At 67.6% G+C, this 23,435-nt stretch carries 18 protein-coding genes; 12 read left to right on the top strand and 6 right to left on the bottom strand.

What is annotated here, in order from left to right; all coding sequences use genetic code 11:
- The first annotated feature begins 2 nt into the window (after nucleotides 1-2).
- Genes ACWGIC_RS25535 through ACWGIC_RS25495 form a run of 9 tightly spaced genes read left to right on the top strand, consistent with a single transcriptional unit; the run spans nucleotide 3 to nucleotide 9,609 of the window.
- Entirely contained in the window at nucleotides 3-839 is an 837-nt protein-coding gene (locus ACWGIC_RS25535) for an MlaE family ABC transporter permease (protein ID WP_037360186.1), read from the top strand.
- Nucleotides 836-2,167 (top strand): MCE family protein, encoded by a 1,332-nt coding sequence (locus ACWGIC_RS25530; protein ID WP_452078459.1) that lies wholly within the window; start codon nucleotides 836-838, stop codon nucleotides 2,165-2,167. The genes ACWGIC_RS25535 and ACWGIC_RS25530 overlap by 4 nt, the downstream gene beginning before the upstream one ends.
- The gene (locus ACWGIC_RS25525; protein WP_452078458.1) at nucleotides 2,164-3,192 is read left to right on the top strand and encodes an MCE family protein; all 1,029 of its coding nucleotides are present in this window, start codon (nucleotides 2,164-2,166) and stop codon (nucleotides 3,190-3,192) included. Before ACWGIC_RS25530 ends, ACWGIC_RS25525 begins: the two co-directional genes overlap by 4 nt.
- Nucleotides 3,189-4,175, top strand: coding sequence for an MCE family protein (locus ACWGIC_RS25520; protein ID WP_452078457.1), 987 nt, complete (start codon nucleotides 3,189-3,191; stop codon nucleotides 4,173-4,175). The genes ACWGIC_RS25525 and ACWGIC_RS25520 overlap by 4 nt, the downstream gene beginning before the upstream one ends.
- Nucleotides 4,172-5,353, top strand: coding sequence for an MCE family protein (locus ACWGIC_RS25515; protein WP_452078456.1), 1,182 nt, complete (start codon nucleotides 4,172-4,174; stop codon nucleotides 5,351-5,353). Before ACWGIC_RS25520 ends, ACWGIC_RS25515 begins: the two co-directional genes overlap by 4 nt.
- Before the next feature lies 1 nt (nucleotide 5,354).
- Nucleotides 5,355-6,590, top strand: coding sequence for an MCE family protein (locus tag ACWGIC_RS25510; RefSeq protein ID WP_452078455.1), 1,236 nt, complete (start codon nucleotides 5,355-5,357; stop codon nucleotides 6,588-6,590).
- A complete protein-coding gene (locus ACWGIC_RS25505; protein WP_452078454.1) occupies nucleotides 6,590-7,852 on the top strand; it encodes an MCE family protein in 1,263 nt (420 codons plus the stop codon). The genes ACWGIC_RS25510 and ACWGIC_RS25505 overlap by 1 nt, the downstream gene beginning before the upstream one ends.
- A gap of 36 nt (nucleotides 7,853-7,888) precedes the next feature.
- The gene (locus ACWGIC_RS25500; RefSeq protein ID WP_452078453.1) at nucleotides 7,889-8,497 is read left to right on the top strand and encodes a hypothetical protein; all 609 of its coding nucleotides are present in this window, start codon (nucleotides 7,889-7,891) and stop codon (nucleotides 8,495-8,497) included.
- A 26-nt stretch (nucleotides 8,498-8,523) separates the two neighbouring features.
- A complete protein-coding gene (locus tag ACWGIC_RS25495; RefSeq protein WP_452078452.1) occupies nucleotides 8,524-9,609 on the top strand; it encodes a hypothetical protein in 1,086 nt (361 codons plus the stop codon).
- Nucleotides 9,610-9,879: 270 nt separating this feature from the next.
- Here ACWGIC_RS25495 and aroQ read toward each other — a convergent pair whose 3' ends face one another.
- Nucleotides 9,880-10,335, bottom strand: coding sequence for a gamma subclass chorismate mutase AroQ (gene aroQ, locus ACWGIC_RS25490; RefSeq protein WP_452078451.1), 456 nt, complete (start codon nucleotides 10,333-10,335; stop codon nucleotides 9,880-9,882).
- 698 nt (nucleotides 10,336-11,033) lie between these two features.
- Between aroQ and rpoB the strand changes: the two genes are divergently transcribed.
- Nucleotides 11,034-14,537, top strand: a complete 3,504-nt coding sequence (gene rpoB / locus ACWGIC_RS25485; protein WP_452078450.1) for a DNA-directed RNA polymerase subunit beta — start codon at nucleotides 11,034-11,036, stop codon at nucleotides 14,535-14,537.
- An 89-nt stretch (nucleotides 14,538-14,626) separates the two neighbouring features.
- Entirely contained in the window at nucleotides 14,627-18,538 is a 3,912-nt protein-coding gene (locus tag ACWGIC_RS25480) for a DNA-directed RNA polymerase subunit beta' (protein WP_452078449.1), read from the top strand.
- Between the two features lie 61 nt (nucleotides 18,539-18,599).
- On the opposite strand, the gene ACWGIC_RS25475 is transcribed toward ACWGIC_RS25480, so the two are convergent.
- The 4 genes from ACWGIC_RS25475 to ACWGIC_RS25460 are packed head-to-tail and all read right to left on the bottom strand — an operon-like array spanning nucleotide 18,600 to nucleotide 21,402.
- Nucleotides 18,600-19,415, bottom strand: coding sequence for a hypothetical protein (locus ACWGIC_RS25475; protein ID WP_452078448.1), 816 nt, complete (start codon nucleotides 19,413-19,415; stop codon nucleotides 18,600-18,602).
- Nucleotides 19,416-19,418: 3 nt separating this feature from the next.
- Nucleotides 19,419-20,480: a hypothetical protein gene (locus ACWGIC_RS25470; RefSeq protein WP_452078447.1), complete on the bottom strand. Its 1,062-nt coding sequence runs from the start codon at nucleotides 20,478-20,480 to the stop codon at nucleotides 19,419-19,421.
- A gap of 8 nt (nucleotides 20,481-20,488) precedes the next feature.
- Nucleotides 20,489-20,824, bottom strand: a complete 336-nt coding sequence (locus ACWGIC_RS25465; protein WP_452078446.1) for a hypothetical protein — start codon at nucleotides 20,822-20,824, stop codon at nucleotides 20,489-20,491.
- A complete protein-coding gene (locus tag ACWGIC_RS25460) occupies nucleotides 20,824-21,402 on the bottom strand; it encodes a YbaB/EbfC family nucleoid-associated protein (RefSeq protein ID WP_452078445.1) in 579 nt (192 codons plus the stop codon). The genes ACWGIC_RS25465 and ACWGIC_RS25460 overlap by 1 nt, the downstream gene beginning before the upstream one ends.
- Nucleotides 21,403-21,596: 194 nt before the next feature.
- Between ACWGIC_RS25460 and ACWGIC_RS25455 the strand changes: the two genes are divergently transcribed.
- Nucleotides 21,597-22,235 carry a double zinc ribbon domain-containing protein gene (locus ACWGIC_RS25455; protein ID WP_452078444.1) on the top strand — a complete coding sequence of 213 codons (639 nt, stop codon included), beginning with the start codon at nucleotides 21,597-21,599 and terminating at the stop codon, nucleotides 22,233-22,235.
- 40 nt (nucleotides 22,236-22,275) lie between these two features.
- On the opposite strand, the gene ACWGIC_RS25450 is transcribed toward ACWGIC_RS25455, so the two are convergent.
- Nucleotides 22,276-23,424 carry a hypothetical protein gene (locus ACWGIC_RS25450; protein WP_452078443.1) on the bottom strand — a complete coding sequence of 383 codons (1,149 nt, stop codon included), beginning with the start codon at nucleotides 23,422-23,424 and terminating at the stop codon, nucleotides 22,276-22,278.
- Between the last annotated feature and the right edge of the window lie 11 nt (nucleotides 23,425-23,435).

Genomic DNA, 23,435 nt, shown 5'->3' with positions numbered 1-23,435 from the left:
CCATGACGTTCCTCTCGGGGGCGAAGCGGATCGCCAACCGCCCGCTGGAGACCCTGGACACGCTCGGCGACCAGATGTCGTTCTACGGCCGGGCTCTGCTGTGGACGCCGCGCACGCTGCGCCGCTACACCAAGGAAGTGCTGCGGCTGCTGGCCGAGGTGAGCTTCGGTTCCGGCTCGCTCGCGGTCATCGGCGGCACGGTCGGCGTGATGGTCGGCCTGACGCTGTTCACCGGTGTCCTCGTCGGCCTGCAGGGCTACTCGGCGCTGAACTCGATCGGCACCTCGGCGTTCACCGGCTTCCTCACCGCGTTCTTCAACACCCGCGAGATCGCGCCGCTGGTGGCCGGGCTCGCGCTGTCGGCGACGGTCGGCGCGGGTTTCACCGCGCAGCTCGGCGCGATGCGGATCTCCGAGGAGATCGACGCGCTCGAGGTGATGGGCGTGCCGAGCCTTCCGTACCTGGTGACCACGCGGATCATCGCCGGGTTCGTGGCGGTGATCCCGCTGTACGTGATCGGCCTGCTGAGCTCGTACCTCGCCTCGCGGCTGGTCGTTATCTATATCTACGGACAATCAGCGGGTACCTACGACCATTACTTCGACCTGTTCCTACCACCGCAAGACGTGCTCTATTCGTTCATCAAGGTGCTGATCTTCAGCGTTTTGATCATTCTTTCGCATTGCTACTTCGGGTACCGGGCCAGCGGCGGGCCCGCCGGGGTGGGCGTGGCCGTCGGCCGCGCGGTGCGGCTTTCCATCGTCACGGTTTCGGTCGTGAACTTCTTCATCGGTTTCGCGATCTGGGGAACCGACGTCACGGTGAGGATTGCGGGATGACCACACTACGGCGCAGGTTGCTCGGCCTGCTGCTGGTGGCGGTGCTCGTCGGCGGGATCGCGCTCAGCATCGCGATGTACGACAAGGCGTTCAGCAAGTTCGTCACCGTGAAGCTCGACGCGGGCCACATCGGCAACCAGCTGCTCAAGCAGTCGGACGTGAAGGTCCGCGGTTTGATCGTCGGTTCGGTGCAGGACATCAAGGCGACCGAGAACGGCGCGGAACTGACCCTGGCGATGGATCCGGAGTCGGTGAAGCTGATTCCGGAGAACGTGTCCGCGCGATTCCTTCCCAAGACGTTGTTCGGCGAACGCTATGTGTCGCTGCAGATTCCGCAGGACCCGTCGAGCAGGACGCTTTCCCAGGGCGACGTGATCACCCAGGACCGCACTTCCGGCGCGGTCGAACTGGACCAGGCGCTCGAACACCTGATGCCGGTGCTGCAGGCGGTGCAGCCGCAGAAGCTGTCCAGCACGCTCACCGCGATCTCGACCGCGCTGCAGGGCCGCGGCAAACCGCTCGGCGAAACGCTCTCGCAGCTCGGCCAGTACATCGGCGACCTGAACCCGCACGAGCCGGAGCTGCAGCACAACCTCAAGGCGCTCGCGGAGTTCTCCGGCCACCTGAGCAACGCGACGCCGGATCTGGTGCAGAGCCTGGACAACCTGAGCACGACCACGCGCACCGTGGTGGCCGAGCAGGCGAACCTGTCGAGCCTCTACGGCAACCTCACCACGGCGTCGCAGGACCTGCAGTCGTTCCTGGAAGCGAACTCGCAGAACCTCATCAGCCTCGCCCGCACCGCCCGGCCGACCGCCGAACTGCTCGCCAAGTACTCGCCGGAATACCCGTGCGTGATGAAGCAGATGGCGAAGGTCGTCCCGGCCGCGGACGCGGCGCTGGGCAAGTACAACGGCAAACCCGGCCTGAACGCCACCATTGAGATCGTGGTGAACCGCGGGCCGTACAAGCCGGGCGAGGAACCGCGGTTCGAGGACAAGCGCGGTCCGCGCTGTTACGACCTCAACCCCGCACCGGACCCGTTCCCGCAGCAGCCGCCGGACGGCCCGTTCAAGGACGGCACCAAACAGGGCCCGGGGTCCAAGACCGTGGGCGAGGGCCTGAACCCGGCCAACTTCAAGGCGGACGCGGCCGGGATCAACGGCGGCGGAACGTCGGGCGGCAACCCGGTCAACACCGCGGCGGAGAACAACTTCCTCGCCGCGCTGGTCAGCCCGGAGATGGGGATTTCGCAGGGCCAGTTCCCCGGCTGGGGTTCGCTGCTCGTCGGCCCGCTCTACCGGGGCACGGAGGTGACGGTCAAGTGAGGGGACTCGCCGCACCGCTGATCAAGCTCACGATCTTCGTGGTGGTCACAGTGCTGTTCACCACGGTGCTCGGCATCAGCATCGCGAACATCAACACCACCAGCACCAGCGCCTACTCCGCGCGGTTCACCGACGCCACGCTCGTGCTGCCGAACGACGACGTGCGCATCGCGGGCGTCCGCGTCGGCCAGGTCAAGGACGTGAAGATCGTCGACAAGCGCCAGGCGCAGGTGGACTTCGAGGTCGACGCCGGACGCAAGCTGCCCGCCGGCGTCACCGCGCAGATCAAGTTCCGCAACCTGGTCGGCCAGCGCTACCTCTCGCTCGGCCAGGGCGACGACACCAGCGGGGCGACGCTCAAGCCGGGCGGCACCATCCCGCTCGAGCGCACCACGCCCGCGCTGGACCTGACCGAGCTCTTCAACGGCTTCAAACCGCTGTTCACCGCGCTGAACCCGGCCGACGTGAACAAGCTGTCGTACGAGGTCATCCAGGTGCTGCAGGGCGAGGGCGGCACGGTGGAAAGCCTGCTGTCGCACACCGCCTCGCTGGCCACCACGATCGCGAACAAGGACCAGGTGATCGGCGAGGTCATCGACAACCTCAACTCGGTTCTCGACACGGTCAACCAGCACACCCCGCAGCTCAACGACCTGATCGTGAAGCTGCAGCAGCTGGTCTCCGGCCTCGCCGCGGACCGCAAGCCGATCGGCGACGCGATCGAGGGGCTGGGCAATCTGGCCACCACGACCGCCGGTCTGCTGACCGACGCGCGGGCTCCGCTGAAGGACGACATCGCCGCTCTCGGCAAGCTCACCACGAACCTGAACCAGAACGAACCGCTCGTCGAGCACTTCATCCAGTTCATGCCGAAGAAGGTCAGCGCGCTCACCCGCACCGCCGACTACGGCTCGTGGTTCAACTTCTACGCGTGCGAGATGACGGGGACGGTCGGCGCGCCGCCGCTGCTGCCGAACACGAACTTCACGCTCTTGCCGACGAACCGGGACAGGTGCAAGGGATGAAGTCTTTCCAGAAACGCAACCCGATCCCGATCGCGCTGGTCGGCATCGCGGTCATGGCGCTCGGCCTCGTCGCCGCGATGAACTCCGAGGACCTGCCGGTGATCGGCGGCGGCACGACCTACAGCGCGGACTTCTCCGAAGCGGCCGGGCTGCAGAAGGACAACGACGTGCGGATCGCCGGCGTGAAGGTCGGCAAGGTGTCCGACATCAAGCTGGACGGCGCGTCGGTCAAGGTGTCGTTCAAGGTCAAGGACGCCTGGATGGGTGACAAGACCACGGCGGCGATCAAGATCAAGACGCTGCTCGGCCAGAAGTACCTCGCGCTCGACCCGCAGGGCAACGGCAACCTCGACCCCGGCGCGCCGATCCCGCGCGACCGCACGATGTCGCCCTACGACGTGCTCGACGCGTTCCGCGGGCTCTCGCAGACGGTCGACGAGATCGACACGAACCAGCTGTCGAAGAGCTTCGAGGCGATAACCCAGACGTTCTCGAACACCCCGCAGGACGTGAAGGGCGCGCTGTCCGGGCTTTCGAAGCTGTCGGACACGATCGCCAAACGCGATTCGCAGCTGGCGAACCTGCTGGCCAACACCCGCCAGGTGTCGCAGACCCTGGTCGACCGCGACGCCGAGGTGCAGAAGCTGATCACCGACGGCAACCAGCTGCTGGACGAGATCGGCAAACGCGAGCAGGCGATCAAGACGCTGCTCGACGGTTCGAAGCAGCTGTCGGCGCAGCTGCAGGGCCTCGTCGACGACAACGACGGCCAGCTGAACCCGGTGCTCACCCAGCTCGACCAGCTCACCTCGATGCTGCAGCGCAACCAGGACTCGCTGGCGCAGGGGATCCAGAAGTTCGCCCCGTTCATCCGGGTCTTCAACAACACGATCGGCACCGGGCACTGGTTCGACAACTACATCTGCGGCCTGGTGCTTCCTTCGGTCGGCCCGCTCAATCCGGAGGGGTGCAACTCCAAATGACCGACACCCGCTTCGGCCAGTCGCTCATGCGCGGCATGACGATCGCGATCGTGCTCGCGCTCGTGGTCGCGGGCGCGCTCTGGTGGACCCTCAAGGACGCCGGCCGCAACCACCTGACCGCGTACTTCTCCGGCGCCGTCGGCCTTTACGAGGGCAACAGCGTCCGGATGCTCGGCGTGGACATGGGCACGGTGACCAAGATCCAGCCGATGGGCAACCAGGTCCGGGTCGACCTCGAATACGACCGTTCGGTGGCGGTGCCCGCCGACGCGAAGGCGCTGATCGTGGCCCCGTCGCTGGTCAGCGACCGCTACATCCAGCTCGCCCCGGCCTACACCGGCGGCCCGCGGATCTCCGACGGCGCGACGATCGGCCTCGACCGCACCGAGGTGCCGCTGGAGGTCGACCAGCTCGCGGCCAGCCTGGCGAAGGTCAGCGAGACGCTGGGACCGAACGGGGCCAACAAGAACGGCTCGCTGTCGGACCTGCTGAACACCGCGGCGAACAACCTCGACGGCAACGGCAAGGCGCTGCACGACACGATCACCAAGCTCGGGCAGGCGTCGGGCACGCTGGCGGGCAACAAGGACGACCTCTTCCAGACGGTGCAGAACCTCGGCAAGTTCTCCCAGTCGCTCGCCAACAGCGACGGCCAGGTGCGCCAGTTCGAGAGCCAGCTCGCCGACGTGAGCGGATTCCTGGCCGGGGAGAAGGACAATCTCGCCCAGACCGTGCAGCAGCTCGGCACCACGCTGCAGTCGGTGCAGGGCTTCATCGAACGCAACCGCGGCCGGTTGAAGTCCAATGTGGACAAACTGGCCAGCGTGACCAAGGTGCTGGTGGACCAGCGCAGCTCGCTCGCCGAGATCCTCGACGTCGCGCCGGTCGCGCTGTCCAACATCGTCGGCGTCTACAACGGCTCGGCGGGCACGCTCGACGCGCGGCCGAACCTCAACGAGCTGACCGCCCCGCCGCTGGTGATGGTCTGCAGCCTGCTCAAGCAGACATCGGTGACCAAGCAGCTGCTCGGCAACGCCTGCGACGGCATCGCCAAGGTGGTCGACGGCGTGGTTCCGCTGCCGTCCACCGCGCAGGTGCTCCAGGCGATGCAGAACGGCCAGCTGCCGCCGCTGCCGCTCCCGCTGCAGGGCCAGGTCTACGGGACGCAGGGGAGCTGACGTGAAGCGACTGACGAAGTTCGCCGCGGGCGGGGCGCTCACCACGGTGACCGCGCTCGTGCTCAGCGGCTGCGCGTTCAACGGCGTCTACGACGTCCCGCTGCCCGGCGGGGCCGACCTCGGCAGCCACCCGTACACGCTGAAGATCCAGTTCAAGGACGTGCTCGACCTCGTCCCGCAGTCCGGGGTGAAGGTCAACGAGGTGCCGGTCGGGCAGGTCAAAGCGATCGGGCTGACGCCGGACGGCTGGCACGCCGAGGTGACCGTCGAGGTCAACGGCGACGTCAAGCTGCCGGCCAACGCGATGGCCAACGTGAAGCAGTCGAGCCTGCTCGGCGAGAAGTACGTCGAACTGGCGTCGCCGGGCGGCACCGAAGCGACCGGGCAGCTGGCGAACGGGGCGACCATCCCGCTCGCGCGCACCGGCCGCGACGTCCAGGTCGAGGAGGTGCTCGGCGCGCTGTCCCTGCTGCTCAACGGCGGTGGCGTGGAGCAGCTCAACACGATCACCAAGGAACTCAACAACGCCACCGCCGGCCGCGAGCCGGACATCAAGGCGCTGCTGGCCAACGCGAACGAGCTGGTCACCAACCTCGACAACCAGTCGGCCAACATCACCCGCGCGCTCGACGGGCTCAACCGGCTGTCCATGACCCTGCGGGACCAGAAGGACAAGCTGGTCGGGGCGGTCGACAACCTCGGGCCCGGGCTCGGCGTGCTGGAGCAGCAGCGCGGGCAGCTGGTGACCATGCTGAACGCGCTCAACAACCTCTCCGGCGTCGCGACCGACACGGTGAACAAGAGCAAGGCGGACCTGGTGGCCGACCTCAAGGCGCTCACGCCGACGCTGCAGAAGCTCGGCGAGGCGGGCAGCGACCTGCCGAAGGCGCTGGAGATCCTGCTGACCTACCCGTTCACCGACCAGGCCTACAACGACGTCAAGGGCGACTACTTCAACCTGTTCGCCAAGGTCGACCTGAACCTCAAGGACGTCATCGACAACCTCGGTCGCAGCAGGCAGAACGGGCTCAACGGCCTCATCCCGGCACCCGGGCTGACCGGCGGCGTCGAGGGCACGCCCGCGAACCAGCCGCCGCCGCTGTCGTTCCCGGGCAGCCAGCCCGCGGGGCAGGGGCAGCAGCAGGCTCCGTCCTCGACCGGCGGTCAGGGTGGCGGGCAGCCGGCGCAGAGCGGGCTGTCCGGCCTGTTCGGGGTGCTTTCCGGAGGTGCTGGCTGATGTTGCTGCGCAGGACGAAAATCCAGCTGGTGGCCTTCGCGATCATCTCGGTCGTGGCCATCGTGTACGCGCTGATCCGGTTCGCCGGCCTCGGCACGGTGTTCGGCAGCAGCGGGTACACGGTGAAGCTGCAGCTCAACGAATCCGGCGGGATCTTCACCAACGCCGAGGTGACCTACCGCGGCTTCAACGTCGGCCGCGTCGGGCAGCTGCGGCTGACCCAGACCGGGCTCGAAGCCGACCTGAACATCGACCCGTCGGCCCCGCGCGTGCCGTCCGACCTCGACGCGGTCATCGCCAACCGGTCCGCGGTCGGCGAGCAGTACGTGGACCTGCGGCCGAAGAAGGACCAGGGTCCGTACCTGGCGAGCGGTTCGGTGATCCCGGCCGCGCGCACGACCACCCCGGTCAGCACCGACCGGCTGCTCGGCGACCTCGACTCGCTGTCCGCCTCGGTGCCCACCGACGCGCTGCGCAAGGTCGTCGACGAGTCCTACGACGCCTTCCGCGGCACCGGCGGCGACCTGCAGACGCTGATGGACACCGCGCGCAGCTTCACCACCACCGCGCAGCAGTACCTGCCGCAGACCGTGCAGCTGCTGCAGGCCGGCGGCAAGGTGCTGGACACGCAGAACGACGAGGCGTCGAACTTCGCGTCCTTCTCCAAGAGCCTCAACCAGCTCAGCGGGACGCTCAAGAACTCCGACGGCGACCTGCGCAAGCTGATCGGCGTCACCCCGCAGGTGGCGACCCAGATCAGCCAGGTGGTCAAGGAGACCGGTCCCGGCCTCGGCGCGCTGACTGCGAACCTGCTGACCACGGCCAACCTGACCGTGACCCGGCTAGACGGGCTCGAACAGGGCCTGGTGACCTATCCGGCGCTGGCAGCCGCCGCGCCGTCGGTGGCCCCCGGCGACGGGACCGCGCACCTCGGCCTGGTGCTCAATCTGTTCAACCCGCCGTCGTGCACGAAGGGCTATCTGCCCTACAGCCAGTACCGTCCGGGTTCGGACACCTCGCCGCGACCGGAGGACGACAAGGCCTACTGCGCCGAGCCGAAGGGCAGCCCGATCAACGTCCGGGGTTCCCAGAACGCGCCGTACAACGGCGTGCCGGTGCAGCCGTCGCAGCAGGACATCGCGGCGAACCAGAACCGGCCGGCGCAGCAGCTGCAGGAGCAGCGCGACGCTCAGGTGCCGGGCGTCGTCGGCAGCCCCGGGGTGTCGCTGAACAGCATGGGCTCGCTGCTGGGGCTCGGCTGACCGGGATTTGATGACTGTTACCTACTCTGGAGTGTTATGAGTGCCGAGCACGCGGTCGCCGAGGAAGAGGTGACCGCTGATACGCCCGAACCGGCTTCGGCCGGGGCGGCGCAGGAAAAGTGGACGCTTCCCGGATCGCCGCGCGTCTGGCTGTTCGGGTCCGGGGCGTTCGCTCTCGCCGCGCTGGTGGTGGCGATCGTGTTCGGGATCATGTGGCTGGTCGCGGAGATGGACGGCGACCGGGACCTGGCTTCGGCACGCGACGACGTGCTCAAGGACGGCACCGCCGCGGTGCTGGCCTACACCCAGGTCGACTACCAGAACCTGGACGCGTACTTCCAGAAGCAGAAGGAAGTCTCCAGCGACGACATGGCCAAGCAGATCGCGCAGGCCCAGCCGAACTACTCGAAGGCGCTGACCGACCAGAAGGTCAAGGTCACCACCACGATCCAGGACATCGCGGTCGAGGAGCTGAACGACCACGACGGCAAGGCCAGCTTCCTGGCCGCGATCAGCACGGACACCTCGGCGGGCGGCAAGAACGCCACCAAGGCGCTGCGGCTCGAGGTCCAGATGACCCGGGTCGACGGCTCGTGGAAGCTGTCCGGGATCGACCAAGTGCCGCTCGTCGCCGCCGGCCAGTAGCTTCACCCGCAGATCGGAGTTCCGCAGTGCCCCCCTCCCGTCGCCAGCCACCGCGCAGCAGCACGCCACCGGCCCGCCGGCCGAAGGTCGCCGGGCTGCGCAAGCCGTCGGACCCGGCGGCGCCGGCGGCCTCGCCCAAACCGCGCCCCCGGCCGCGGCCGCTTCCCGACGCGGATCCGGCCGAGGCGACGCAGGAGCTGCGGATCCCTCGCGGCGGGCTGGTGCGTCCGGCCGAGACCGAGCCTGAGACTGAGTCTGCTGAAGTCGCGGAGACCGCGGTCGAAGAGGACGCCGTCGAAGCCGCTGAGCCGGAAGCCGAGGTTTCCGGGGTCGCCGAGGAAGCTCCCGCCAAGGAAGCTCCGGCTGAGGAGGTCGACGCGCTCACCGGCGAGACGGTCGAGGAGGCACCGGCCAAGCCGAGCCCGCGGCGGAAGAAGCGGGACACCGGCGCGGAGAAGCCCTCGGACGTCGAGGAAGCCGAGACCAAGGCACGCGACGACGAGGACGCTGTCGCTGCGGTCCCGGCCCAGCGGGCGGCGGTCAGCCGCAACACCGTGCGGGTCGCGCTGCTGCTGGTGGCCGGACTGGCGCTGGTCGCCGCCGCGGTCATCTTCCAGGTCAAGGGCTCGGACGCGGCCGATTCGACGAGCAACCGCGCGGTGCTCGACGTCGCGAAGACCGCGCAGGTCAAGGACCAGGTCTCGAAGGCGATCGAGACGCTGTTCTCCTACGACTTCAACAACATCAAGAAGACCGAGGACGCGGCTAACCAGCTGCTCGCGACCGACCAGGTCAAGACGAGCTACAACGCGCTGATGGGCCAGGTCAAGAAGCTCGCTCCGGAGCAGAAGGTGGTCGTGACCTGCAAGGTCACCCGCAGCGCGGTGATCCGGCTGAACGGCGACCTCGCCCGGGTGATGCTGCTCATCGACCAGACGTCGACGCGCGCGGACACCAAGCAGACCGCCGCCGGAACCGCGCAGATGCACGTGGACGCGCAGCTGCAGGGCAACACCTGGAAGATCACCGACATGGACACCTACAAGGCCGCCGCTCCGGCCGCTGGTGCTCCCGCGTCGTCTGCGCCCGCTTCGGCCCCGCCGTCGAAGTAAGCGCTGTCCACAGCGGACGTCACGGCCCGTTCCCGGGAGTTCCGGGGGCGGGCCGTTGCCGGGTCAGGGGCGGAAGGCTGTCGTGAGTGTTCGTCCCGGTTCTAACCGGCATAGGCACTCACGAGGCGTGAACCTCTCCGGCATGTACGCGTCGCGAGGCGGTAGTGCACCCCAATGTGGCATTGGGTGCGTGTGACGCACCCAATGCCACATTGGGGCGCTTGAACCCGTAGGCAGCCGGACACGGTACGTCCTCACCGGCATAAACACTCACGAGCCTTGCTCCCGCCGCCGCGCCAGCGTCCGGAAGGCCGTCCGAAGCGGCTCCTGCTTCTCCTCGTCCGCGATCTCCGGCAGCTCCAGGGGTTCGGGCCCGGGCGCGGCCAGCCGGTCCAGCAGCGCGACCGTGAGACCGTCCAATTCGGCGCGCAACACAGACAGATCCGCCCCGCCGACGGGCCGGTCCTCAGGATGCTCGGCCCAATGCGCGAAGAGCCGGTGCTGCACCTGCTTGCTCGCCGCGATCTGGTCGGAAAGCACCCCGGCGGCGAGATCCGGGTCAAGGCCGATCTCGCGGGCCAGCGCTCGGACCCGGGAGAGCTCCCGCTGCTCGCGGACGGGGTCGTCGACCGGCCGCCCGGCCCCGAATTTCGCGGCGGCGACCTGCTCGCTGATCGCCAGCCTGCGCAGGATCAGCGCGGGAAGCGAGCCGTCGGGTTCCGGCATCGTCGCGCACCTCCAGGAGTTCGGCCCCGCCCAGTTGATCACCGGGACCCGGCCGCTGCCAAACCGCCCCGGCGCGCCCGGAATCGGGGTCCGAGCTGCCCGAAGGTCCCCTAATTCCGGCCTGACGCTCGGCGCGCGACCGCTCGCGGAATGTGATCCATCCCGCGCCCGCCGCACCGGGGCGGAAACCGCCGCCGGAACCGCCCGCGGGCCGCCGACCTGCACCGCCGCCCGGCCGACCTGGGCGGCGGCCGACGGGTACCCGGCGGTAACGAGGAGGCGCGCCGGAACGGTCACCCTGCGCTGTCCGGGTTCGACGCTGCGCCAACCGGCGGGAGAGCCGCGCGGCATCTTGACTCCAAAGCCGCGTGGGTTCACGCTTACTGCCAACGGTCACGGCCGGGGAACGCGAACCTTGCGGGAGGGGCGCGAAAACCCGGGCGAACCGGGAGCCGGAAGGACGCAGTGAGGCTCAGGGAGACGCACTGCCCCAAGGTGACGCGATGCAGGCTGGGCCCCGTCGGGAGCGCCCCCTGGACAGACCGCGCCATCGGGGCTAGACTGCTTCTTTGCGCTGCCCTCTTTCAGGCTGCCCGGAGCCGGTAGTTAGGATAGTGGGCACACGGCACCCCTGACAGTCCGCGACAGCTGTTGCCATCGCGGCTGCTCACCGCTCATTGTCCCCGGAAGGACGCATCTTGGCAGTCTCTCCCGCGAACCAGGCCACTGCTGCGACCACCTCGGCTGAATCCCGCGCGCAGGCCACGGGAATCCCCGGAGCGCCCAAGCGGGTCTCCTTCGCGAAGATCCGCGAGCCACTCTCCACCCCGAACCTGCTTGACGTCCAGATCCAGTCGTTCCAGTGGTTCACCGGCAACGAGGCGTGGTTCGAGCGCCGCGTCAACGAAGGCGAAGAGAACCCGGTCGGCGGTCTGGAAGAGGTCCTCAACGAGATCTCTCCGATCGAGGACTTCTCGGGCTCGATGTCCCTGTCCTTCTCCGCTCCGCGCTTCGACGAGGTCAAGGCCTCGATCGAGGAGTGCAAGGACAAGGACATGACGTACGCGGCCCCGCTGTTCGTCACCGCCGAGTTCGTCAACAACAACACCGGCGAGATCAAGAGCCAGACGGTCTTCCTGGGCGACTTCCCGGTGATGACCGACAAGGGCACCTTCATCATCAACGGCACCGAGCGGGTCGTCGTGTCCCAGCTGGTGCGTTCTCCGGGCGTGTACTTCGACAGCAGTGTCGACAAGACGACCGACAAGGACGTCTTCAGCGTGCGCGTGATCCCGAGCCGCGGCGCGTGGCTCGAGTTCGACGTGGACAAGCGCGACACCGTCGGCGTCCGCATCGACCGCAAGCGCCGCCAGCCGGTCACCGTGCTGCTGAAGGCGCTCGGCTGGTCCACCGAGGCGATCCGCGAGCGCTTCTCGTTCTCCGAGACGCTGCTGGCCACCCTCGAGAAGGACCACACCGCGGGCACCGACGAGGCGCTGCTCGACATCTACCGCAAGCTGCGCCCGGGCGAACCGCCCACGAAGGAGAGCGCGCAGACGCTGCTGGAGAACCTGTTCTTCAAGCCGAAGCGCTACGACCTGGCCAAGGTCGGCCGCTACAAGGTCAACAAGAAGCTGGGCCTCGACACCCCGTACGAGACCGGCACGCTGACCGAAGAGGACATCGTCTCGGCCATCGAGTACCTGGTCCGGCTGCACGCCGGCGAGGACAAGATGACGAGCTCCGCCGGTGTCGAGGTGCCGGTCGAGACCGACGACATCGACCACTTCGGCAACCGCCGCCTGCGCACCGTCGGCGAGCTGATCCAGAACCAGATCCGGGTCGGCCTCTCCCGCACCGAGCGCGTCGTGCGCGAGCGCATGACCACGCAGGACGTCGAGGCGATCACGCCGCAGACCCTGATCAACATCCGCCCGATCGGCGCGGCGATCAAGGAGTTCTTCGGCACCTCGCAGCTGTCGCAGTTCATGGACCAGAACAACCCGCTGTCGGGCCTGACGCACAAGCGTCGTCTTTCGGCCCTCGGCCCGGGCGGTCTGTCCCGTGAGCGCGCCGGCATGGAGGTCCGCGACGTCCACCCGTCGCACTACGGCCGGATGTGCCCGATCGAGACGCCGGAAGGCCCGAACATCGGCCTGATCGGCTCGCTGTGCTCGTACGCGCGGGTCAACCCGTTCGGCTTCATCGAGACGCCGTACCGCAAGGTCGTCGAGGGCCAGGTCACCGACCAGGTCGACTACCTGACCGCGGACGAGGAAGACCGTTACGTCAAGGCGCAGGCCAACGCGCCGCTGACCGACGACGGCCACTTCGTCGAGTCCAAGGTCCTCGGCCGCCGCAAGGGCGGCGAGGTCGAGCTGATCGACCCGCTCGAGATCGACTACATGGACGTGTCGCCGCGGCAGATGGTCTCCGTCGCCACCGCGATGATCCCGTTCCTGGAGCACGACGACGCGAACCGCGCGCTGATGGGCGCGAACATGCAGCGCCAGGCGGTGCCGCTGCTGCGCAACCAGGCTCCGTACGTGGGCACCGGCGTGGAGCTGCGCGCCGCGGTCGACGCCGGGGACGTCCTGGTCGCCGAGCAGGCGGGCGTGGTCGAGGAGCTGTCCGCGGACATCATCACGATCATGCACGACGACGGCACGCGGAAGAGCTACGGACTGTACAAGTTCCGCCGCTCCAACCACGGCACGTGCTTCAACCACCGGCCGATCGTCAACGAGGGCGACCGGGTCGAGCAGGGCCAGGTCATCGCCGACGGCCCGTCCACCGAGAACGGTGAGATGGCGCTCGGCAAGAACCTCCTCGTCGCGGTCATGCCGTGGGAGGGCCACAACTACGAGGACGCGATCATCCTCTCCGAGCGCCTGGTGCAGGACGACGTGCTGACGTCGATCCACATCGAGGAGCACGAGATCGACGCCCGCGACACCAAGCTGGGCGCCGAGGAGATCACCCGGGACATCCCGAACGTCTCCGAGGAGGTGCTGGCCGACCTCGACGAGCGCGGCATCATCCGCATCGGCGCCGAGGTCCGCGACGGCGACATCCTGGTCGGCAAGGTCACGCCGAAGGGCGAGACCGAGCTGACCCCGGAGGAGCGCCTGCTCCGCGCGATCTTCGGCGAGAAGGCGCGCGAGGTCCGCGACACCTCGCTGAAGGTGCCGCACGGCGAGACCGGCAAGGTCATCGGCATCCGGGTGTTCTCCCGCGAGGACGACGACGAGCTGCCCCCGGGCGTCAACGAACTGGTCCGCGTCTACGTGGCCCAGAAGCGCAAGATCCAGCCGGGCGACAAGCTCGCCGGCCGGCACGGCAACAAGGGTGTCATCGGCAAGATCCTGCCGGTCGAGGACATGCCGTTCATGGAGGACGGCACCCCGGTCGACATCATCCTGAACACCCACGGTGTTCCGCGACGGATGAACATCGGCCAGATCCTCGAACTGCACCTCGGCTGGCTGGCCTCGCAGGGCTGGACGATCGAGGGCAACCCGGACTGGGCGAAGAACCTGTCGCCGGAGCTCTACGACGTCGCGCCGAACACGAACACCGCGACCCCGGTGTTCGACGGCGCGAAGGAGGAGGAGCTCACTGGCCTCCTCGGGGCGACCAAGCCGAACCGCGACGGCGAGCGCATGGTCAAGGAGAACGGCAAGGCCACGCTGTTCGACGGCCGCTCCGGCGAGCCGTACCCGTACCCGGTGTCGGTCGGCTACATGTACATCCTGAAGCTGCACCACCTGGTCGACGACAAGATCCACGCCCGCTCCACCGGTCCGTACTCGATGATCACCCAGCAGCCGCTGGGCGGTAAGGCGCAGTTCGGCGGCCAGCGCTTCGGCGAGATGGAGTGCTGGGCGATGCAGGCCTACGGCGCGGCTTACACGCTGCAGGAACTGCTCACGATCAAGTCGGACGACGTGGTCGGCCGCGTCAAGGTGTACGAGGCGATCGTGAAGGGGGAGAACATCCCCGAGCCGGGCATCCCGGAGTCGTTCAAGGTGCTCCTCAAGGAGCTCCAGTCGCTGTGCCTCAACGTCGAGGTGCTCTCCAGCGACGGCGCGGCGATCGAGATGCGCGACTCCGACGACGAGGACCTCGAGCGCGCGGCGGCGAACCTCGGCATCAACCTGTCCCGCAACGAGTCGCCCTCGGTGGACGACGTCGTGCACTGATTCGGTGTCGAGCCGGGATCTGCCTCCCGCGGATCCCGGCTCCACCGCCGACCCCTCTCTAGCCGAAACAACCCCAAGGGGACTTAGACGTGCTGGACGTCAACTTCTTCGATGAGCTCCGGATTGGCCTCGCCACCGCCGACGACATCCGTCAGTGGTCCTTCGGCGAGGTCAAGAAGCCGGAGACCATCAACTACCGGACCCTCAAGCCGGAGAAGGACGGGCTCTTCTGCGAGAAGATCTTCGGCCCGACCCGGGACTGGGAGTGCTACTGCGGCAAGTACAAGCGCGTCCGGTTCAAGGGCATCATCTGCGAGCGCTGCGGCGTCGAGGTCACTCGCGCCAAGGTGCGCCGTGAGCGGATGGGCCACATCGAGCTGGCCGCGCCGGTCACCCACATCTGGTACTTCAAGGGCGTTCCGTCGCGCTTGGGCTACCTGCTGGACCTGGCTCCCAAGGACCTCGAGAAGATCATCTACTTCGCGGCCTACGTGATCACCGGCGTGAACACCGAGCTGCGGCACAACGACCTGCCGACCCTCGAGAACGAGATCGGCGTCGAGCGCAAGAACCTCGAGACGAAGCGCGACGCCGACATCGAGGCCCGCGCGCAGAAGCTGGAAGCCGACCTGGCCGAGCTGGAGGCGGAGGGCGCGAAGTCCGACGTGCGCCGCAAGGTCAAGGAGGGCGGCGAGCGCGAGATGCGCCAGATCCGCGACCGCGCCGGTCGCGAGCTGGACCGTCTCGAGGAGGTCTGGACGACCTTCACGAAGCTCGAGCCGCGTCAGCTGATCGCCGACGAGCTGCTCTACCGCGAGCTGATCGACCGGTACGGCGAGTACTTCACCGGCGGCATGGGCGCCGAGGCGATCCAGAAGCTGGCGACCGAGTTCGACGTCGCCGCGGAGGCCGACAACCTGCGCGACACCATCCGCAACGGCAAGGGGCAGAAGAAGCTCCGTGCGCTGAAGCGGCTCAAGGTCGTCGCCGCGTTCCAGGCGACCGGCAACGACCCGCGCGGCATGGTGCTCGACGCCGTCCCGGTCATCCCGCCGGACCTGCGCCCGATGGTGCAGCTCGACGGTGGCCGCTTCGCCACGTCGGACCTGAACGACCTGTACCGCCGCGTGATCAACCGGAACAACCGGCTCAAGCGGCTGATCGACCTCGGCGCGCCCGAGATCATCGTCAACAACGAGAAGCGGATGCTGCAGGAGGCCGTCGACGCGCTGTTCGACAACGGCCGCCGCGGGCGTCCGGTCACCGGCCCGGGCAACCGGCCGCTGAAGTCGCTGTCCGACCTGCTGAAGGGCAAGCAGGGCCGGTTCCGCCAGAACCTGCTGGGCAAGCGTGTCGACTACTCGGGCCGTTCGGTCATCATCGTCGGTCCGCAGCTGAAGCTGCACCAGTGCGGTCTGCCGAAGGACATGGCGCTCGAGCTGTTCAAGCCGTTCGTCATGAAGCGGCTGGTCGACCTGAACCACGCGCAGAACATCAAGTCCGCCAAGCGGATGGTGGAGCGCTCGCGGCCGCAGGTGTGGGACGTGCTCGAAGAGGTCATCACCGGCCACCCGGTGATGCTGAACCGTGCGCCGACCCTGCACCGGCTGGGCATCCAGGCCTTCGAACCGCAGCTGGTCGAGGGCAAGGCCATCCAGCTGCACCCGCTGGTCTGTGAAGCGTTCAACGCGGACTTCGACGGCGACCAGATGGCGGTGCACCTGCCGCTGTCGGCCGAGGCGCAGGCCGAGGCCCGGATCCTGATGCTGTCGGCGAACAACATCCTGTCGCCGGCGTCGGGCCGTCCGCTCGCCATGCCGCGTCTGGACATGGTCACCGGTCTGTTCCACCTGACCCGGCTGAACGAGAACGCCGAGGGCGCGGGCAACGCGTACTCGTCGCCCGCCGAGGCGATCATGGCGTTCGACCGCAAGGCGCTGAGCCTGCACGCCCCGGTCAAGATCCGCGTCACCGACCGTCAGCCGGCGAAGGCCGACGAGGCGGCGCTCGCGGAAAAGGGCTGGGAGCCGGGCAAGCCGTGGCTGGCCGAGACGACGCTGGGCCGCGTGCTGTTCAACGACCTGCTGCCGGCGGACTACCCGTTCATCAACGAGCCGATGCCGAAGAAGCGGCAGGCGGCTATCGTGAACGACCTCGCCGAGCGGTACTCGATGACGCAGGTCGCGCAGACGCTGGACAAGCTCAAGGACGCCGGTTTCTACTGGGCGACCCGCTCGGGCGTCACGGTCGCGATCTCGGACGTGCTGACCCCGGTCGGCAAGAAGGCCATTCTCGACGAGTACGAGGGCAAGGCCGACCAGGTCGAGAAGCGCTACCAGCGCGGTCAGCTGTCCCACGCCGAGCGCAACAACGAGCTCGTCAAGGTGTGGACGCAGGCGACCGAAGAGGTCCACAAGATCATGGAGACGGCGCTGCCGGACGACAACCCGATCGCCATGATCGTGAAGTCGGGCGCGGCGGGCAACATGACGCAGGTCCGTTCGCTGGCCGGTATGCGTGGTCTGGTGTCGAACCCGAAGGGTGAGTACATCCCGCGTCCGATCAAGGCGAACTTCCGTGAAGGCCTGTCGGTGGCGGAGTACTTCATCGCCACGCACGGTGCCCGGAAGGGTCTGGCGGACACGGCGCTCCGTACCGCCGACTCGGGTTACCTGACCCGTCGTCTGGTGGACGTTTCGCAGGACGTCATCGTCCGCGAGGTCGACTGCGGCACCACGCGCGGCATCATGATGCCGATCGGCGAGGACCTCGGCGACGGCAAGGTCGTGCGCGACCAGCACGTCGAGACCTCCGTGTACGCGCGGAACCTCGCGACGGACGCGGTGGACCCCAAGGGCAACGTCGTACTGAACGCGGGCGACGACATCGGCGACCCGGCCATCGAGAAGCTGCTGTCCAGCGGCATCTCGAAGGTCAAGGTCCGCTCGGTGCTGACCTGCGAGTCGGCGGTCGGCGTCTGCGCGACCTGCTACGGCCGTTCGATGGCGACGGGCCAGCTCGTCGACGTCGGCGAGGCCGTCGGCATCGTCGCCGCCCAGTCGATCGGTGAGCCGGGTACGCAGCTGACGATGCGTACGTTCCACCAGGGTGGTGTCGCCGGTGACGACATCACGACCGGTCTGCCCCGTGTCACCGAGCTTTTCGAGGCCCGCGTGCCGAAGGGCAAGGCTCCGATCGCGGACGTCGACGGCCGCGTGCGGATCGAGGAGAGCGAGCGGTTCTGGAAGATCACCCTGATCCCGGACGACGGGTCGGAGGAGATCGTCTTCGACAAGCTGTCCAAGCGGCAGCGGCTCGCGAACACCCCGAACGGCCCGCTGGGCGACGGCGACCACGTCAACGTCGGCCAGCAGCTGCTCGAGGGCACGCCGGACCCGCACGAGGTCCTGCGCGTCATGGGCCCGCGCGAAGCGCAGATGCACCTCACGGACGAGGTCCAGAAGGTGTACCGGGCGCAGGGTGTGTCGATCCACGACAAGCACATCGAGGTCATCGTGCGGCAGATGCTGCGCCGCGTGACGATCATCGACTCCGGCGCCACGGACTTCCTGCCGGGCGAACTGCCCGAGCGGACGAAGTTCGAGGCGACGAACCGGGCCGCGGTCGCCGAGGGCGGCGAGCCGGCTTCGGGCCGTCCGGTGCTGATGGGCATCACGAAGGCGTCGCTGACCACGGACTCGTGGCTGTCGGCGGCTTCGTTCCAGGAGACCACGCGAGTCCTGACCGACGCGGCCATCAACGGCCGTTCGGACAAGCTCGTGGGCCTCAAGGAGAACGTCATCATCGGTAAGCTCATCCCGGCCGGTACGGGCATCAACAAGTACCGGAACATCCAGGTGCAGCCGACCGAGGAGGCGCGGGTCGCGGCGTACGCGATCCCGTCCTACGACGACGGTTACTACACCCCGGACGTGTTCGGTTCGGGCACCGGCGCCGCGGTTCCGCTGGACGACTACGACTTCGGTCGCGACTTCCGCTGATCCGCTCCGCTTGAACGAAACGCCCCCGGCTTCGGCCGGGGGCGTTTCGCTGTATGAGGGGTCAGACCGCGGCGGGCACGTTGATCCGGTCGAGGAAGTCGGCGATCAGGTCGATTCTGGCGACCAGGGTCGCCGGGTCGATCTCGTCCCGGTACACCGCGTAGCACCACCCGTGCTCGAGGCCGATGAGGTCCGGAAGCAGTTCATGGTTGCCGCGCAGCCAGTCCATGGTCTCCGGGACGGTGACCTGGGCCGAGAGGTCCTGATCGCTGGCGTATCCGGTGAACTCGTTCTCGGACGACGTAAATCGCTCCCAGCGGGCGGCCGAGGGCGAGGTTCGCGCCTCCGCTTCGAACAGCCTTTGCTGGTAGTTGAGATACGCCATGGTCCGCCCGAACATCCGCACCGGTTCGGTCGGGTACGCCTTGGCGATCTTCATGCTCGGCGTTGGCCCGACCTTGGTTTCGATGGTGTACTCGTAGATCCTTCTGCTGCTGTTGGCTCCGACCCGGAGCGTGCACCAGTACTCGCTGACCCGGAACTGCCGGTCCCGCCGCGGCAGGTCAGCCGCGAACTCGACGGTCGGAGGACTGCTGGGGAAGCTCATGCCCTCCGAGATGGTCTTCGGCCGGTACAGCTCGCCAAGAGGCTTCCGGCGCTGCGCGGACCGGGGCCGCCCGTATTGCAGATCGGCGACCATGGATCCGCCCAATTCCTCGGGCACCGCGTGCAATGCGGCCTGCCGGGCTTGTCTCGCCCGTTTCTTCTTCCGATGCCAGCGGAAGCCGAGATAACTCGGGAGCACGACCATGACCAGGAGTCCGAGGATCGGCCTGAGCCAGTACCAAGCGTCGTGCTCTGCGAGGGCGAGATCCACGGCTCAGAACTCCAGATCTTTTTTGGTCTCGTCTTCCGAAGTTCCGTCCCCGGTCGCCGCGTACTCGACGGCCTTGCGCGCGTTCTCCAGGTGTCCCAACGGTTTCCCTGGCTTGACCGGCAGGTCGGGGTCGTTCTTGTTGTGGCTTCGAAGCCCGATCTGCGACCGTGCCTCGTCCAGCAGCTTCCCGCCGACGGTTTTCCCGAAACCGTCCTTGGCCCGATTGGCGGTGGTCTTGCCGCCTTCCACGGCCATCTTGGCCACCTCGTCCTTGGCCGCTTTGAAGAACGTCTGGAACCGGGCGATCAAGTCTTTGATCATGTCGAGCAGTTTCTGCAGTTTGCTGACCTGCTTCGTCGCCTTGCCCGCGGTAGACGCCGCGCGTACCCCGGTCGCCGTGCCCGCCGCCGCGGTGGATGCTCCGAACGACGGGACCGCGGCGGCCAGCGCCGGGATCCAGATCATGATCAGCCAGGTGATCAGCTCGGTCAGCAACGCCTTGATGAAGTCCTCGATGACGGTCATCGCCATGCTGCAGACCTGCAGCATCGTCGCGATGTCGCCGGCTTGGTCGGCGGTGCCGGTGATCCCGGTCGAGAACTTGGCCAGCTTCTCCGCCGCGGTTTCGGCCGCGCCGCCTTCCCACTGCGAGAGCGAGCTCTTCGCCTGCTCGCTGAACTGGTGCGCGAACTGCTCCAGCCCGCGTCCGATCGCCGTGAAGTTCTCGGCCGCTTTGGACAGCGCCGGGCCGTCGCCGCTGACGAAGTGGATCGCGTCCTGGAGCGGGTCGCAGACGGCCAGCAGGAAGTTCAGTCCCTGGCCGACCAGCCAGCCGATCGGGTCGGTGCTGATGCTCATCGCGGTTTCCGCGCACGACTGGACGAAGTTGGTCGTCTCGGAAACCACCCCGCTTAATCCGGTCGCGGTGTCTCCGGCCTTGATCGCGTCGCTGGTGCCCGCGTCGTAGATCTTCACCGCGCCACCCACGACCGGCAGCGCGTTGGCGATCTTCTTGCCGGTGCCGTCCTCCGGCTTGATCTCGATCTTGCCCAACGGATCAGACATCGCGCCCCCTACTTCTGTCCGCTGCCGAGGTTGTCGATCTTGCCCATGACGTCTTTCCAGCTGCGGCAGTGATCCTCTTCGGTCTGGTCGTAGAACTGGCCAGCGCGGTTGATCTTGTCGGAGGCGGACTGCAGGCCGGTTTCCATCGCGGTCAGCAGGTCTTTCAGGTCACCGACCATGTCTGTGTACATGTGCTTGACGAAGATGCCGACGACGCCCCAGGACTCGTCGCCGACGTCGGCCTGCGCCACCTTGCCCTTGACCCCGGCGACCGCGGTCTTGTTGCCCGCCAGCTGGCGGGAGTAGTCGTAGAGCTTCGCCGTCTGCACCTGGTAGCCGGCCATCAGCGGTGGTCCTCGTCGTCGAACAGGTTCTTCAGGAAGTCGTCCCCGGCGGACCCGGCCGAGGACGGCGGCGGCGGGGGAGGGGTCTTCTCCTCGGGGTCGGCCAGCAGCTCGCGCTCGGAATAGTCCTCGTGCTGTTCTTCCTCGACGCTCCGCTGCGGCGCGGGCGCGCCCCGTTCCATCACGGCACGCAATTCCTCGACGTCGGTGCCCAGCAATTCGGCCTGGGTTTCCAGCACCTGGTCGGTGAGCCGCATCGAGTTGCCCGTGTGCTGGTCCACCAGCACGGCCTGCTGCCGCGCGGACTCGGCGACCGCCTGCTGCAGGGTCGCCATCACCATCCCGGACAATTCCGTCCCGCCGTGGCGCAGCGCGGCATCGGTGACCTGGATGTCCTTGATCGACCCGCCTGGACCGGCGACCACGGTGACCGACCGGTCGGGCGACGTCGCGGTCGCTTCGAGCGCGCTCAGCTCCTCCTGCATCTGGGCGATGCTGGAGAACTGGTCGTCCACTCGCCGCAGCTTCGATTGGAACCTGTCGAACTCCGCGACCAACCGGTCGAACTCGTCGGACATGCCGCCTCCCCTGTGTTCGGTTGCCTGCCGTTATGGCCCAATCCGGCATTTTACGGACGGTATCCGGCTAAACACGGCAAAACCGTAAAAAAGCCCTGCTAAGCGGCGCGCGGTCACGGTCGCGGTGCGTAACGGGTCCGGAGACGGTACTTGTACGGTCGCGCCTGGCCCTCCGCTGGCTTACTTTCGCGCGCGTGGCTGATGTCGTGCCGTTCACGGACAACTTCTCGGATCTCTCCAACGCGCAGGGGTACCAGTTCGAGTTCCGTTGCGAGCGCTGCGGAAACGGGTACCGGTCGGCGTTCCAGCGGGACGCGATGGAGACTGGGCGCAGCATGCTGCGCGCAGTCGGCTCGTTTTTCGGCGGGACGCTGCAGCAGTTGAGCAGCTCCGCAGACCAGTGGAAGTACGACCGGGCGACGAACTCGTCGGCGAAGGACCGCGCGCTGACCGCGGCCGTCGAGGAGATCACCCCGCGCTTCCGCCAGTGCCGGGGCTGTAGCGACTGGATGTGCGCGGAGCAGTGCTGGAACGAGGAAATCGGCCAGTGCCTGCGCTGTTCGCCGAGCGTGGCTGAGGAGGTCTCGCGAGCGCAGGCGGCGGCGCAGCGGGACCAGATCTGGGACAAGGCGCGCGAGAAGAACTGGACCAGCGACCTGGATCTGGACACCCGGGCGAAGCTCACGTGCCCGGATTGCGGGCTGAAGGTGAACGGCGGGAAGTTCTGCACCGGGTGCGGGAGTTCACTGGCCCCGACTGTCCATTGTGGAGAGTGTGGCAAGGAATCCAAGGCGGGCGCGGTGTTCTGCGCGGATTGCGGGCACCGGCTCTGACCGCGGCGGGCGCGGCCGAGTGCCAGCCGCGCCCGTTCCCTTACATGTCCAGGTTTTCCTTGGTTTCCTTCTCCGTGTGATCCCCGGCCGCGTCGCTCGCGCCCTCGGACTTCGTGATGTCCCGGGTGTTGCTGATCGTCTTGTCGACGAAGTCGAAAGCACCCTTGCCGACGTAGGACGAACCCTTGCTCAGGTCGGCCGGGTTCACGCCGATGACCTGCTTGACGGCCTCGCCCGGCGCGTTCTTCAGCGCGTCGACCGCCGCGGTGCCGAAGGCGCTTCCCTTCGTCCCGGTGGCGTTGGCGACCGCGCCGGCGAGCGCCTTCTCCGTGCCGGGGGTGATCCGGGCTCCGGACGGGGTGAGCTTCGAGCCCTGCTTGATCATCTCGTCGGCCCACTTGGCCAGGAACGTCAGGAACTTCTCGATCAGCTGGCCGAGTTTGCCGAGGTGGCTGGTGACCCGGCTGACCGTGCTGGCCACGCGGGCGACCGAGGCCGTCATCGCGGCGGCGACCGACGAGCCGAGGCTGACCACGGAGGCGGCGAGTGCGGGCAGCCACAGGTAGATCAGCCAGCTGACCAGCTCGGAGATGAGGGCTTTGACGACCTCTTCGATGACGGTCATGACCATCGACCACATCTGCAGCGTCTCGGCGACCGCGCCCGCGCTGGAGCCGATGCCCTTGATGCCCTCGGAGAACTGCGCCAACGCCTTCTTCGCGGCGTCGCCGCCTTCGCCCTGCCAGTCCTTGAGCGCTTCGTCGCCTTCCTTGACGAAGTTGTCGGCGAGGGTGACGAAACCCTTGCCGATCTCGACGAAGTTGCCGGAGGCTTCTTTGAGGGCAGGACCGTCGCCGGTGACGAAGTGCAGGGCGTCCTGCAGCGGCTGGATCAGCTCGATCAGCATGTTCAGGCCGTTGCTGACCAGCCAGCCCACCGGGTCGAGCGCGAAGCTCGCCAGGTCCACCGCCGCGCCCGCGACGAAGCCGGCGCCGTCCTGGACCAGCTGTCCGCTGGCCGAGGCGAAGTCGCCGAAGCTCTTGGCGTCGCCGTAGTTGTCGATGGCGCCGGAGATCGTGTTGACGCCCTTGCCGACGAACGGCGTCTTCTTGGCCGCTTCGAGCGCGTCGTGGCCGAACCCGTCTTCGTGCTTGATCTTTACGCCGTCGGCGACGCTGTCCTGTCCCATGAGTTCCCCTT

Source organism: Amycolatopsis sp. NPDC054798, from assembly GCF_053611505.1.
Note: the sequence above shows the minus strand (reverse complement) of the source record. Positions and strands in the feature narration are given on the sequence as shown.